The organism is Photorhabdus sp. RW14-46 (assembly GCF_963887965.1).
Lineage (GTDB): Bacteria > Pseudomonadota > Gammaproteobacteria > Enterobacterales > Enterobacteriaceae > Photorhabdus > Photorhabdus laumondii.
The window spans coordinates 1-12,916 of sequence record NZ_CAWPHH010000012.1; the positions used below are offsets into that span (position 1 = coordinate 1).

14 protein-coding genes and 1 pseudogene are annotated in these 12,916 nt (G+C 36.6%); 4 read left to right on the forward strand and 11 right to left on the reverse strand.

Features of this window, described 5'->3' with window-relative positions; all coding sequences use genetic code 11:
• The 9 genes and pseudogenes from AACQ38_RS11905 to AACQ38_RS11945 form a co-directional block, all read right to left on the reverse strand.
• Positions 1 to 235, reverse strand: a pseudogene (locus tag AACQ38_RS11905) (hypothetical protein); the annotation flags it as partial.
• Positions 236 to 305: 70 nt separating this feature from the next.
• Entirely contained in the window at positions 306 to 713 is a 408-nt protein-coding gene (locus AACQ38_RS11910) for a type II toxin-antitoxin system YafO family toxin (RefSeq protein ID WP_165578250.1), read from the reverse strand.
• Between the two features lie 673 nt (positions 714 to 1,386).
• Positions 1,387 to 1,557: a hypothetical protein gene (locus AACQ38_RS11915; protein WP_165578211.1), complete on the reverse strand. Its 171-nt coding sequence runs from the start codon at positions 1,555 to 1,557 to the stop codon at positions 1,387 to 1,389.
• A 648-nt stretch (positions 1,558 to 2,205) separates the two neighbouring features.
• Positions 2,206 to 2,493, reverse strand: coding sequence for a gp53-like domain-containing protein (locus AACQ38_RS11920; protein ID WP_165578212.1), 288 nt, complete (start codon positions 2,491 to 2,493; stop codon positions 2,206 to 2,208).
• 1,021 nt (positions 2,494 to 3,514) lie between these two features.
• Positions 3,515 to 4,099 carry a putative adenosine monophosphate-protein transferase Fic gene (locus AACQ38_RS11925; protein ID WP_113025041.1) on the reverse strand — a complete coding sequence of 195 codons (585 nt, stop codon included), beginning with the start codon at positions 4,097 to 4,099 and terminating at the stop codon, positions 3,515 to 3,517.
• A gap of 7 nt (positions 4,100 to 4,106) precedes the next feature.
• The gene (locus AACQ38_RS11930) at positions 4,107 to 4,589 is read right to left on the reverse strand and encodes a YhfG family protein (protein ID WP_011147684.1); all 483 of its coding nucleotides are present in this window, start codon (positions 4,587 to 4,589) and stop codon (positions 4,107 to 4,109) included.
• Between the two features lie 79 nt (positions 4,590 to 4,668).
• Complete coding sequence (locus AACQ38_RS11935; protein WP_011147685.1) at positions 4,669 to 5,199, reverse strand: GNAT family N-acetyltransferase; 531 nt, start codon at positions 5,197 to 5,199, stop codon at positions 4,669 to 4,671.
• 334 nt (positions 5,200 to 5,533) lie between these two features.
• Positions 5,534 to 6,019 (reverse strand): bactofilin family protein, encoded by a 486-nt coding sequence (locus AACQ38_RS11940; RefSeq protein WP_228957339.1) that lies wholly within the window; start codon positions 6,017 to 6,019, stop codon positions 5,534 to 5,536.
• Positions 6,020 to 7,066: 1,047 nt separating this feature from the next.
• Positions 7,067 to 7,471: a hypothetical protein gene (locus tag AACQ38_RS11945; protein WP_011147687.1), complete on the reverse strand. Its 405-nt coding sequence runs from the start codon at positions 7,469 to 7,471 to the stop codon at positions 7,067 to 7,069.
• Between the two features lie 461 nt (positions 7,472 to 7,932).
• On the opposite strand from AACQ38_RS11945, the gene AACQ38_RS11950 reads away from it, so the two are divergent.
• The 3 genes from AACQ38_RS11950 (at position 7,933) to AACQ38_RS11960 (ending at position 9,070) form a co-directional block, all read left to right on the forward strand.
• Entirely contained in the window at positions 7,933 to 8,130 is a 198-nt protein-coding gene (locus AACQ38_RS11950; protein WP_165578213.1) for a hypothetical protein, read from the forward strand.
• A gap of 1 nt (position 8,131) precedes the next feature.
• Positions 8,132 to 8,407: a FaeA/PapI family transcriptional regulator gene (locus tag AACQ38_RS11955; protein WP_011147688.1), complete on the forward strand. Its 276-nt coding sequence runs from the start codon at positions 8,132 to 8,134 to the stop codon at positions 8,405 to 8,407.
• Positions 8,408 to 8,614: 207 nt separating this feature from the next.
• A complete protein-coding gene (locus AACQ38_RS11960; protein WP_011147689.1) occupies positions 8,615 to 9,070 on the forward strand; it encodes a GNAT family N-acetyltransferase in 456 nt (151 codons plus the stop codon).
• 125 nt (positions 9,071 to 9,195) lie between these two features.
• Here AACQ38_RS11960 and AACQ38_RS11965 read toward each other — a convergent pair whose 3' ends face one another.
• Positions 9,196 to 11,145 (reverse strand): autotransporter outer membrane beta-barrel domain-containing protein, encoded by a 1,950-nt coding sequence (locus tag AACQ38_RS11965; protein ID WP_058588897.1) that lies wholly within the window; start codon positions 11,143 to 11,145, stop codon positions 9,196 to 9,198.
• Positions 11,146 to 11,584: 439 nt separating this feature from the next.
• Between AACQ38_RS11965 and AACQ38_RS11970 the strand changes: the two genes are divergently transcribed.
• Positions 11,585 to 12,040, forward strand: coding sequence for a GNAT family N-acetyltransferase (locus AACQ38_RS11970; RefSeq protein ID WP_041381049.1), 456 nt, complete (start codon positions 11,585 to 11,587; stop codon positions 12,038 to 12,040).
• A 66-nt stretch (positions 12,041 to 12,106) separates the two neighbouring features.
• Here the strand turns inward: AACQ38_RS11970 and AACQ38_RS11975 are convergent, their stop codons facing one another.
• Positions 12,107 to 12,871: an energy transducer TonB gene (locus tag AACQ38_RS11975; protein ID WP_242685574.1), complete on the reverse strand. Its 765-nt coding sequence runs from the start codon at positions 12,869 to 12,871 to the stop codon at positions 12,107 to 12,109.
• Positions 12,872 to 12,916: the final 45 nt, after the last annotated feature.

The window sequence follows — 12,916 nt, forward strand, 5'->3', positions numbered from 1 at the left end:
CTGGTATCACATAGTTAATTTCATATTCGGGATAAGGCTGAACATAGTTTTCATCATCCACAATTGTGTGAGTTGTATTTCCGTTCGTAGGAATACCTGGAGGCTTTTTCTTCCAGATTACTCTAGCAACATCCTGCGCTACAGAATAGATATTATCAGTAATGGCGATATTTCTAGAATCATCTAACATTAAATCCCATGACTCGGTATCAAGCAGAAGTGAACAAGTTCGCATTTTCGATTCCTATGGAAATAAAAAACCGCAATTAAGCGGCCAAATATGAAAAAAACCGTACTGGACGGGTTTAGTTATTATCTCTGAAATCCTGCGCTATTCTTGCCAGATAACTCATTATCTTGGGATTTCTAGCTTTTCCGTGAGCATCAGGATACATTATTGCTAATAAAGAATATTTGTTTTCTTCCAATAAACCTTGAACATATACCAGACAAGCATCATTTTCTGGGCTATTTGATTTACACGTTCTATAACACTGGACCCTATTTGTAGGGAATGAATCAGGCGGAAAACAAAGATGAATATGCATCATACATGATTTATATGCTGCTTCTGGCTGAGTGTAGGCAACATCCCTACCAAAATAATCAGGGACTTCTCCAGTTTCTTTATAGTGCTTAAAATCTTGCAGAATAGCCTGCTCAAGATCTGGATGCTTTAGGAAGACGTCATCAAAAAATCTTTCCTTGTATATTCATTTACTAATACGCCCACTTGTTCCATTTATCACCCAGTAAATGAAAAATTCCCAGACTCAATCTTTTTGGTTGTATAGGCAGCCAACTCTGATAGAGCAGCTTTATTTATATCGCTTTTATAAATCTTAGGTAAAGTAAATAATTGACGAAAAAAATCATTAAGACGAGTTATCTCAAATCTGGCCTTTGCTATAGATCTCAGATATATCCTCATTTCTTGTTTTTCTTACAGAATATCCAATGATCAATTAACATCTTACTATGAATTTACCTTCCCCAAACATGCCATTTCAGAAATAATATTAGGTCCAAAGAGTAAATTCAAAGAGAATGACATCATTAATTTCTTGCAGTATAATGGATTTAATCACAGCATAAAAATATTAAAATCTAAAGCTAGCTATAGGTCTTAAATGGAATCTTTACCCTCTTTATTGATCGCGGATGTTTTCGCTTGACATGGCAATTGCGTATTTATTATGTAATAGAGTATTGGAATTAGATTAATACACATAATAAAAAAGGCTTAACAGGTGGGATAGCTCACTACGTGAACAATAGCGCAACCCTTAAAAGGGAACCCCCCGCCATTCTTCTTGACGAGTTACCGAAAAGTGCCATCGGCACGGCGATCACGTATGCCCTGAACCAATGGCCGAAGCTGATTGTCTATCTTTGAAACATAATACCACGAACTTGACTTTCATCAAGACTTAGGAGATTTAAATAATATTGGCTAATTTCATTAGCGAATGAATCAACAATCTCTCTTCTTTCTTGATATTGAGCTTTCAAATCATCCAGATCATAGATAATTTCACTTACCTTAAAGCTAAACATACCGCACCGTCGTTCCTAGAATCCACATGATCAGCAGCGAATAAAGAAACCGATAGCACCTCTTCAGATAAAATTCCTGCTAAACAATGTCTTAATGATAGATTCATGACGTTCTACCTTATCAAATAATTAGTTATAGTAAGTCATAAACAGTCATAATGCATCACTATATATCATGTTAAATCACTATTCTTAACCTTACAACCACGTAGTAAACGATAATTATAGACGTATAGAATCCTTATTCCAAAAGCTTAAGAGCAAGTCTCAGAAAATGGTATCATCCCTTATGCAACAATACGTTGAAAATATTTCCAGCCGTGGAGTTATCTACAAGGCATTACTTAAATTCATGATATTCATCATCACTTAATAACTCTTTACAATCCTTAGTAAAAATATCTATCTCAATGAATATTATGTCTAAGTGAACCATTTTTCTAGCCGTAGTCTTTTTTCCCTCATACTCAACCGGATAATAACGGACAGTAGTTAATTTAATTTCCGGCGAACACTCTATAAAAACTGCTCCCTATGTATTGATTGATATCCAATATTATGGGAGCAGTTTACCAAGTAGCTTTCAATATAATTTCTCTTCAATTCCAAAGCTAGAATATATTAATTCTTTCCGTAATAACATATTACTTAATATCCTATTGCAAACCAATACGAACCTAAGTTATCACGCCCGATTACAGCGCTGGTAGAATTAAATTCATAAACTGTTGAATAGTTATCCGCAGGAATCGCATTGGAATAAACGCTAACTTGCATAGATAAGCACGCTGTAGGAAACGGGATTGGATACGTTATTGTAATTTGTCCAGGACCTCCTTTCGGATTATATCCCCATTGATAAATTATTCCGGTATCGCCACATTTCCACCAACCGTTTACGGCTTTTAAGGCAGTATTTTCAGTGATATTAATCATGGACTCTCCTTAAGGTTAATAATTAATATTTTCTTCAAAAGAGATCTACCGACTAAATCATTTAATTACATAAATCATACATTGATAATACACTTTAACTATAGTAGTTATTAAATGAAGTATGATGATTAATCACTAATAGTGATTAATCATCACTGAGTAATTAATATTAATAAATAATTTTTAAGATGAAAAATATAAAAGGTTATTTATTAATAATATCAGAAACCTACCTTCCCACTTCCTACTATTTATCTTATGTGATGTCCCGCTGCACCTGTCGTATAAATAGGAATGCAACCGTATAAATAAAAAATTTTATTATAATTTTCACAATATTAATATCAAATTAATGTATCACCATTCAAAAAAATAATAATAAAAACAATATACTTAAAGATAAAACATCAAAAAATCAATATTGAATGATTCATTATTATTAATTAAAAGCAATTATTACCCATCTTTTGTCACAAATCCACCAGCGCTACTTCAACAGATTTTCAACAATACAACAAAAAATTATACGAAAAGAGAACTTATTACCTATTATTGAACAATAATTAGTAGCTAGGATAAATTATTTTACTCTACATAATCCCCTGATGAGGTACCAACCATGAAAAAGCTATCAATTTGTTTTTTAGTATTGAGCATTACTGCTTTCTCGCCTAACTTCGCGTCGGCAAATTTATGTTATTACAATCAGAAATCTCTGAGTAAATGCGCTAAGACATGTACGCCAGTAATGATTATTAGCCTTTTCTTTTGGACAATTTGCCTTTAAATCAATTGATAATAATATATTTAATAACAAAGTGACAAGGATATTTTTGTTCTTGTCGCTTTCATTGTGCGGTTTTATTTATTTTATATTTTTTAAACCGTCAATCACTTTAAATAAATTCAATCAAAATTAAGTAGAATGCTTAATCGGCAAGCTCATAAGTTGAAATCACCAGAAATCTTAGATAAAAAATACCAGTAAATAATTCATTATATCATCTCAAAATTATATAATTTAAGAGACACAATTTTCAAAAATCCTTATTAATGGCTGATAGTGACATTGATAAGCAGAAATATTAGCTTCAATCCACTGCTTAGCATTTATAGACTCAAAAGAGATTTTATATCCACAGTTTATAACAATATATTCAAATAATAGTCGCTGTGTTCGCCCATTTCCTTCTCTAAAAGGATGAATTACATTTAATTCCGCATAATATTCAGCAAGTTTTTTAATAAGTTCCTGATAGTTTAATCCTACAAGATAATTTTCATTCTCTAGCATATCAAATATCCTATTTCCTTCTATCTCAATACATTTAGCATGACAGAAACGGGTATCCCCTTTAGATATATCAATTATCCTTAGCTGACCAGCCCAATCATATAAATCAGAAAATATCTGTTTATGGAGTTTACGCCAAAAGACTAAATCGTAAGGTGGTTCCTGGAATGAAATATTCAATATAGCAAGTTCAGTAAGTTCCCTTTCTGCCTGCTCAAGAATAACGGGATCACGAATAGCTAATTTATTAATAAGTGTATCGATGCCCGGATATGTATAGGGATCTTGCCCTGTTCCATATTTATCTACCATAACTACCTCATTGTAAACTATATTTTCTAATTAGTTTATCTTTAAGATTTTTTTGCTCTTTCGATGTTTCAGGCAAACTATTCATAACAATATTCATCCCTTCAAGACGCATACTATCTCTATAGTTTTTTAATTTTACACGGTCAAAATAATGTTTTTTTTCACTATAAGTTGTCATTATTGTTTTTCTGTTCTTTTGGTTTCTAATATCTTTTTCTTGCTGACGGGAATATTTAAATTTAGCCAGATCCAAATCGATCAATTTACAGTTAATCGCCTGACCACTTTCAAATATTCCCCAAGAAATAACTTCAAAATAACTGATCTTCCCATTTCTAATACGGTTAATCTTTACCTCTAAGTCTTGTTGCAATATTTGCAAAACCTGTTGCACCTTACGTTCAGATATCCCTGTCGCTTCTACAATTGAACGGGTATTAGGATGATCTAGTTTAGTCAAGGCCGCCATAACAGCTAATTCATATTTCATTTGAATTTCCAAGATACAATCTATGCAACAATAGTATAAAGCATCAAAGTAACGAAAACCAGAAAAGAGAATAGCGCTATTATTGACGAATCCGGTAAAGCACATGTTCATGAAGCGGATGCCCATTCGGTAATGAAGGATGCAAGAAAGTATTTTCATCTTTCACCATGCCAAGCCGCTTCATAACTTTTTGAGATCGCAAATTGGAAATTGTCGTAAATGCAACTATTTCCTCAAGTTTTAATTGGGTGAAAGCAAAATCCAATGCTTTACGTGCGGCTTCACTAGCGTAACCTTTACCCCAAAATGGCTTATCAAGACGCCATCCAATTTCGATACAAGGTGAAAACGGTAATTCCGCCACAGGAATATTCAAACCGACAAAACCAATAAAATCCCCGGTCTCTTTCAGCTCTACAGCCCATAATCCCCAACCACCCTGCTGCTCAAATCTTTGGATAATCCTATCCACCATAGTATTACTCTGTTCCATCGTCAAAGTGGCAGGAAAATATTCCATAACTTCTGAGTTACTATTCAAATGATAAAATGGTAATCTGTCCTCTTCTCTCCATGAACGCATAATTAACCTGTCTGTTTCCAACACCATAACCCTATTCTCCCTCAATATTAGTTAGCAAACAGGATACCTACTATGCGACAAACCACATACTTCAATCAGAGTAATTAAAACAATTATAGGGTATATACCCGTTATCCTTCAAGTTGCCTCTTTGTTGGCTGCACTCGCTCACCCCGGTCACATAGTTATCTATGCTCCCAGGGATTCACTCCCTTGCCGTCGCGATGCATCTTGAAATCCATAGGGTATAGATTGCCAGAATGAGCAAACTAAAGAGGAAATGGAACAACGTAATTTAAACTAAAAAGGAAGTGGCCCGTGCCAAAAGTCTCTGAATCAGATGTCACACGGGCCTGGTTTATCAGGCACTTGTTTTTACCGCGGCCTTATCTTTAGATTTATCATTATTGGTATCTTTTATTGGTACAACACGTTCGGATGCTGTTTTGTTTTCAACCTGTTCCGATTGCCCAAAAAACAGGCCTCCGCGCTTGATAGACATACTGCTGCAACGACTGATTCCACGCAGCTCGCCATGTTCAAGAATATCCAACGTTGCTGCACAGCACGTCCCCACAACGTCACCATCAATAATGATTTCTGGCGCGCTAAGTTCACCTTCGACCCGTCCAGCATGCATAATGCGGATCGCCCCCTCTTTCACCCGGATATTGCCAATCACTTTGCCCCAGATTTGTATATCACCTTCTACATCAATATCGCCCTTAAATACCGAGCTCTTGGCAACAATCGTGCAACGACGAGCTTCTGCACCGGCGTTCTTTTTATCATCAACAAATTGAGATACCGGCTCGACAGCCGCTGCCTCTGCTTTTTTTCCAAACATAGTTTTTAATCTCGACCTCATGTGAATAAAGAAAAATATTAGAGCCAAAAAAGAGAGAATCGCTGTCACTGCACAGCCAAAAAAATTACCAGCCAGATAGAATCCCAGAGCAATGCTCCACATGATCCATATACAGCTCAAAAAAATGTTGTCCGAAAAACGATGTTTTGCCATGTTTGTTCACGTTTTTGTTATTTTTCATGCTTTTTTCGTTAGAAAATACAAAACCAAAATCACTATTTTAACAGAACAGATAACAATCAATGCTAAAGGAAAGCAGGTATTTACAACGTTATTAAACGGTTAAAAGCCTATACCCGTCATCTTTCAAGTTGCCTCTTTGTTGGCCGCACTCGCTCACCCCGGTCACATAGTTACCTATGCTCCCGGGGATTCACTCCCTTGCCGTCGCGATACATCTTGAAATCTATTGGGTATATATACCCGTCATCTTTCAAGTTACCTCTTTGTTTTTGTTGGCTACACTCACTAGCAATTAGCAAGGAAAAATTAACATTAAAGTAGATATCTTATCTTTATAATTGTTAACATAAATCAACAATAAAATCACGTTATTAATGTTTAATTTTGTTTACAGATGATCTATTACAAGAATATTTCTCAATTAATATTTACTGATATTTATCTAACAGACATATTGCTTATTTATACAATAGAATTAATTTATTAAAAATATCAATATTATTACTCAGGCAATATACAACTAATATCCAATAAATCAATTACTTTTATGAATAAATGATTCAATTACAAACTTATAAGATTAATTATAGACTGAATAAATCATTCTAATTTACTTATTTAAACTATATCATTGGAAAAAATGAATTAAAATTCAAATCTTTTTTATCTATTCCACTTATCCTCTTTTTTATATTAATATAAAAAAGAGGATAAGACTGATGTGAAAATAATTTAATATTGAGAGATATTATGAATAAAAAATCATATAATGGGGATAACTTAAACACCAAAGTTTTATTGAAAATAATCAGACCTTACTTTTTCATAATCAATAAATCGCTATTAAAAAGTAAAATTTATCATTAATCTGAATATATGAAGCTTCTTTCGCTGGCACAACTTCGGAGATTTATCCGTCTTATTAGCTACCCACGGTAAAGCCAGTAATACTTTCAATGTTGCCCGGGATAATAACTGATGAACTACTGGTTGTGATCTGCAATTTACCAATTGATTCTCAAGACTCTTATGAATTGAAGCTCTTGCTCTTTTCAATATTACGTTGGAAATTTCCCCAGAATTTACACTTTTACCAAAAAGACCCTGCCCGGTAGAATAAGGTATAGCAATAATAGCACCATTAAAGGTCACTGTAATATAACTTCGATCAGCTTTATTTGCTATAGATGCAATAGAAACAACACCCAATATCAACATGGCCGCTATTATAATTTTATTCAGTTTCATTTCGAATTATTACGATTATCTAATAACAATCAATACCAGCATAGAACAACAATATATTTTAAATAAATAATTTCATTATCAATCCTATTTTAATCTTATGAAGATGAGAAAAAATTTAATGCCAGTAATAAATCATAAAAAATATTTATATATGAACAATGACCTTATCGACCTTTCAAGTATTACAGAATAATTCAATTAATAAAAACAAAAAATACAAATTCAAATAATTTCACAACAAAATACTTAGATAACATTTCAATCCGATCATTTGCGATCTATAGTGTCGCAAATTATATCTATATAAGAATAAAATACTTTATGCAATTTGTTTTTCAAATTAAAAGATCTAAAATTTCAATTTTTCGATATAATCGTTCTGCATAGTATAAAAACCAACCTTGACAAAACAGGATATACCCGGCAATTCTTTATGACTAGAGCATTCAGATTGCCCTCATGTGTTGAAATTAACCGTTGGATTATCCTATACCCAATGGATTTCAAGATGCATCGCGACGGCAAGGGAGCGAATCCCCGGGAGCATAGATAACTCTGTGACCGGGGTGAGTGAGTGCAGCCAACAAAGAAGCAACTTGAAAGATGACAGGTATAATTGTTCAAGATATCCAACTGGGTTCAATAAAGCCTGGAGTTAATATGGAAAATCGGAAAGATTCGACTCAACCTTCCCAGACGGATCAAATACTCAATGTCATATCCGAATTATGTACTATTCGGAAAATGCAAGCGGCTCCCCCACCAGAATCATGGCCTAGTACGCGTGATGTAGCGGAACAATGCGATTTCACCATCTACAAAGCACGTTATCTGTTATTGAAACTGGCTAACAAAGGATTAGTTATGGTAACTCCGTCTCCCATTAAGAATTCTCTCCGATGGTATATATCGGAAGACAAAATTAAGTCTATCTAATGTCAAACAATTCTGAATAAATGGATGTCTGTTCTGTACAAAAGGGCCTGTCTATATAGTCGAAAACTTGAAGAAGCAACATACGGCCCTATGGCGTTATTCATTCAAATCGCTATATTCTTTCCATGACAAAAGTCTCGGCAAAACATTCAAGCACAGAGATATCATAACCCATTATTATCATTTTATCTTAAGAGGAAGCCTGGCATGGAAAAATTGCATCGTTGGGAAAAGGATGGATATGTTGTCACTACAGATAAGAATAAATTAGATATTATGATCATACAGCAGTTTTTAACGAAATCCATTTGGGCAGAAGGAATCGACAAGGAGACAGTTAAGCTGTCGATCGAAAATAGCTTGAACTTTGGTCTATATAAAAATACTCAGCAAATAGGATTTGCTCGTATCGTGACTGACTTCACAACCTTTGGTTATCTTAGTGATGTTTTTATTTTAGATGGCTATCGAGGATTGGGATTAGGGCGCTGGCTAATGACATGTTGCCTGGAACATCCCCAAATAGCACAACTTCGTCATATTATGCTTGTCACTTCGATGGCACCGTGGCTGTATGAAAAAATGGGTTATTCCCCAGTGAACGAAGAAAACTTTGTTTGGCAAATTGTTCGGCCGGATATTTATAAACAACCCAAGATATGAGGCAATCATCACGAAAAATGCCCGATCACTTTGTCGGGCATTACTACGACAATAACCACACTATTGCGACAAGTGCGACAAACAGGGCGCTACTGTTTTATCAACTTGTATCTTTTAACCAGAAATTAGAAACTGGCATTAACACCTAAGCTGAACGCATAAGTGTGATTCTGAACATCACCATCATTGCGTGATATTGACGCAAAAGCGCCCCAATCTTTTGTAATAGCAGCATTCATACCGATAACGTATTCACGCCAGTTGGTGTCCTGCTTTTGGCTTTTACTCACGAAAGATGTCTCAGTTGAGTTAATGGCACTACTAATCTGATAACGCTTATCGCCGAACTGATGGTTAAACCGAACTTCAGCATAGGGGTTAAAACGACTAAAATTGGTGTCAAAACGCCAGCCTAATGTTCCAACCTGTGAGTCGTAACGTTGATCACCGAAATGCATAGCCGTACTGCTATTACCTGATTCACGATAACCTTTAACATAACTCTTATCCCAAGCGTACTGGATAATCGGGCTGGTCATCACCGTAGATGTCAGCGGAATATCCCAACCCGCGGTAATGCGTCCTCCCCACTGATGACCGGTAGTCGAAGCATGCTCTTTGCGCAGCCACTCATTGAGCACGATACCACGCGTAATATCCTCATATTTCATGTCCAAATAGTGAAGATCGCCGCTAATCCAACCTTTATCGTAGTAACGCCATAAGCCATAAGTGGTGAATAGATAACCACGGCCATCAGCGCGGAAATGATTAACTGAGCGTTTATCCTGATAACGCGAGATCATCCCGCCTAACAAAATATTATCCGTGAGTTGATAGTCACTACCCAGTGTCAATGTACTGTTGTGATTTCCACTATAACCACCGAATACGCCTATTTTACTCTGCTCATTACCCACGCTGCGTAGCTGTTGCAAACGGCCGTCAAGAGAGGCAAGCGCCCCCTTCACCGGCACATTATTGGTATTCGTCAGTGACATAACCTGATGTGGAGCATTAAGGATTGAAATAGTCTGCTCACCAATCATACGCTGTGCGGCTGGAGTCGGATGAAAATCATCAGAGAACAAAAAGGATTTACTGGCATCAAAACCGGTATCATCAGAACGACAAGAATTAGCCTCCTTATCCCGAACACAAGCATAGCCTAAGGTATTGGAAAAACCGTAACGTAAAGGATTATCAATGACTTCATGTAAAAGTGCATTAACATCAACCCTAACAATATTGCCGCCCTTCTTGCTAAGTGCGGTATCTTCTAATTCATTGTACTTATCAACCAATCCTGAGGCTTTGCTGCTTGTTTCGTTATACTTATCAAGTAATTGTCGCTTATATTCTTCCGCTGTTTTAGCATCTCCCTTTGAAGCCCTAGTCGCAAGCTTTTCAAAGATCCCTTGGATAACTTGAGAGCGAATATCTTCATTTATGGTTGGATATTCATTAGTGCCCGCACGGATCATATCCTTTAATTCCTCAACCTGGTCAGGAGTGAGAGAAATCGGGAGCTTAGTGAGTCCCTGAGAGACGACGGCTTTCATAATCATGGGTGTTTTTCCGAGATCGGGAACAGTAGGTACAATGACGATCCCAGCTCCCGCATCAAGAAGTTTATGCACCTGTGCCGAGGCGTTCATCGCACTATTTCTAACAATTTTCGGATCGCCTCCTAACATGACAGCTTTAAGATCATTACCACCAATCCAGTGAACATACATGCCATTAGGATCAGCACGACCACCGTGGCTTGCCAGATAATTATCTACTTGATTTTGAGTATTGTTATCTTTGTTTAAATCAGGAACAGCAGTCGCTCCACCCACTGCATAATTAGTCCCCCCATTTTGGGAATGGGTCAGTTTAGTCCCTAAATATTGAGCAATAAAATCGTTATACAACTGACTGGTTGTACCATTGATCATATATCGACCTTTATTTCCTCCATCACTCAAGCTATCACCAAAAACATATAGATGGTCATAAGTGTGTGCGTTCGAAATTGCACTTATCGAAAGTGCTAACATGCCTGGTGCAAATATAAATGCCCTTTTCATTAATATGATCCTCAAGAAGTTATTTTATATTTATCATTGAACTAGCCGCTCAACTGAAATGATCAATCCAAATAGAAACTACGTTAATGAGATATGACTCAATCCCTTTCTGATTAACCAATACCTCATTATAGTTAGCAACAGGGAGAATCTCGCATTGTTTTTTTAGGTTTTAAAGTTTAGTGTTGCTTGATTGTTCAATTAACCAAATTGGTTAAAATTCAACTATCTATAAAAAGTAATATTAGACCAAATAGATTGAATTCTCTCCTTTGTTTCATGAAATAGATCACAAAACAGACAGCATAAGATTCTGATAAGAATAATGGATAGGAATAACGGCTAAGTCTGAGTAATATCTGAAGCGATCCATCACAACAAATGTGATAGCGTTAATTCATCATCGGTTTAGAGAAATAAAAGATTAAGAAAAATGAATATGAGAATTCAGCAAGCGATAAAGGCCGATTTCAATAAACTGATCGAAATCTGGGAAGCCTCGGTACGGGCAACACATGACTTTTTATCTGACGAACATATTAATCAACTACGCCCATTGATTCTGCATACCTATTTACCGATGCTGACGGTTTATAAAGCGATAAATGATAAACACGAAATTGAAGGTTTTATTAGCGTTGATCAGCATCGAGTTGAAATGTTGTTTATCTCTCTAGATTCCCGTGGCAAAGGCATCGGCAAGACATTGCTGAATTTTGCTATTAGCAAATTAGGTATCAATGAACTTGATGTTAATGAACAAAATGTTCAAGGGGTGGGTTTCTATCAGCACTTGGGATTTGAAGTTTTTAACCGCTCAGAAATTGACGGTCAAGGTAATCCATTTCCGTTATTACATATGCGAATTGAACGGCCGAACACCGAAGCTACCTAACTTGTACCAAACTCACATGGCACCATTATTATCAGGGCAGCGACAGTCTCTTCGCTGCCCAAACCTTTATTTCAAATTAAATTCTATTGCTAAAGTGAGATCCCTTGGCAAACCGGCCGGTTTCAGTCCTACCGACCGAGCCTGTTGGATAGCCGCAAGGGCAGCGCGGTCTAATTCATCAGCGCCTGAACTCTGCACTAATTGGTGATTTGTCAAATCGCCACTATCCAGCAAGCTAAACCTGACCTGTACGATACCCTGTTGCTTCATCTTCTTAGCCCGACGCGGATAGCGTTTATGTTTTTCAATTTCACGACGCAAGGCGGACTGATAGTTTTGTAACTCATCAGCCCCCATGCCAATCATCGGTTGGCTGGTCGTCGCTTGACGGGCACCAGCTTGTGAATCCACAGCATCTCTCCCTGCTAATTGAGAGCTGCCTTCCGTTTGCTCTGCCAATTTTGGCTGAGGATCTTCCACCGGCTCTTTCTGTGGCTGAGACTTGTTCTTCGGTTTAGCATCTGCCTGTTTTTTTGGCAGTTCTTGTTTCCGTGGCCTATCCACTGACTTATTGAGAGCTATTTTTGCCTCATGAGGTGATTCCGCTACCGCTATCTCTGGCGGTAACGGAATAGGTTCCGGGTCCACAGGTTGCTCCTGTCCGGCCGGTGCTGCCGAAGCAACCATTTCTACTGACATACTGATTATTGGCGAATTCACTGATTGATTATTCGCACTGTCATCACGCAGTAAATGCCACGCCATAAACACGAGAATGCCCGCGTGTAACAGTAAGGAAGCAAATAAGCCAATATAAATACGATTTTTCATCATAACTTCAAGCCATCTTTCCGTTCGTTATCTCTGGAGATTGCC

Bases quoted from the DNA above. Each gene is read 5' to 3' on its own strand.
- AACQ38_RS11975 (WP_242685574.1), bottom strand. From the start codon at position 12,871: ATGAAAAATCGTATTTATATTGGCTTATTTGCTTCCTTACTGTTACAC.
- AACQ38_RS11935 (WP_011147685.1), bottom strand. From the start codon at position 5,199: ATGGTGTTGGAAACAGACAGGTTAATTATGCGTTCATGGAGAGAAGAG.
- AACQ38_RS11965 (WP_058588897.1), bottom strand. From the start codon at position 11,145: ATGAAAAGGGCATTTATATTTGCACCAGGCATGTTAGCACTTTCGATA.
- AACQ38_RS11920 (WP_165578212.1), bottom strand. From the start codon at position 2,493: ATGATTAATATCACTGAAAATACTGCCTTAAAAGCCGTAAACGGTTGG.
- AACQ38_RS11955 (WP_011147688.1), top strand. From the start codon at position 8,132: ATGGAAAATCGGAAAGATTCGACTCAACCTTCCCAGACGGATCAAATA.
- AACQ38_RS11945 (WP_011147687.1), bottom strand. From the start codon at position 7,471: ATGAAACTGAATAAAATTATAATAGCGGCCATGTTGATATTGGGTGTT.
- AACQ38_RS11915 (WP_165578211.1), bottom strand. From the start codon at position 1,557: ATGTTTAGCTTTAAGGTAAGTGAAATTATCTATGATCTGGATGATTTG.
- AACQ38_RS11925 (WP_113025041.1), bottom strand. From the start codon at position 4,099: ATGGTAGATAAATATGGAACAGGGCAAGATCCCTATACATATCCGGGC.
- AACQ38_RS11930 (WP_011147684.1), bottom strand. From the start codon at position 4,589: ATGAAATATGAATTAGCTGTTATGGCGGCCTTGACTAAACTAGATCAT.
- AACQ38_RS11940 (WP_228957339.1), bottom strand. From the start codon at position 6,019: ATGTTTGGAAAAAAAGCAGAGGCAGCGGCTGTCGAGCCGGTATCTCAA.
- AACQ38_RS11960 (WP_011147689.1), top strand. From the start codon at position 8,615: ATGGAAAAATTGCATCGTTGGGAAAAGGATGGATATGTTGTCACTACA.
- AACQ38_RS11970 (WP_041381049.1), top strand. From the start codon at position 11,585: ATGAGAATTCAGCAAGCGATAAAGGCCGATTTCAATAAACTGATCGAA.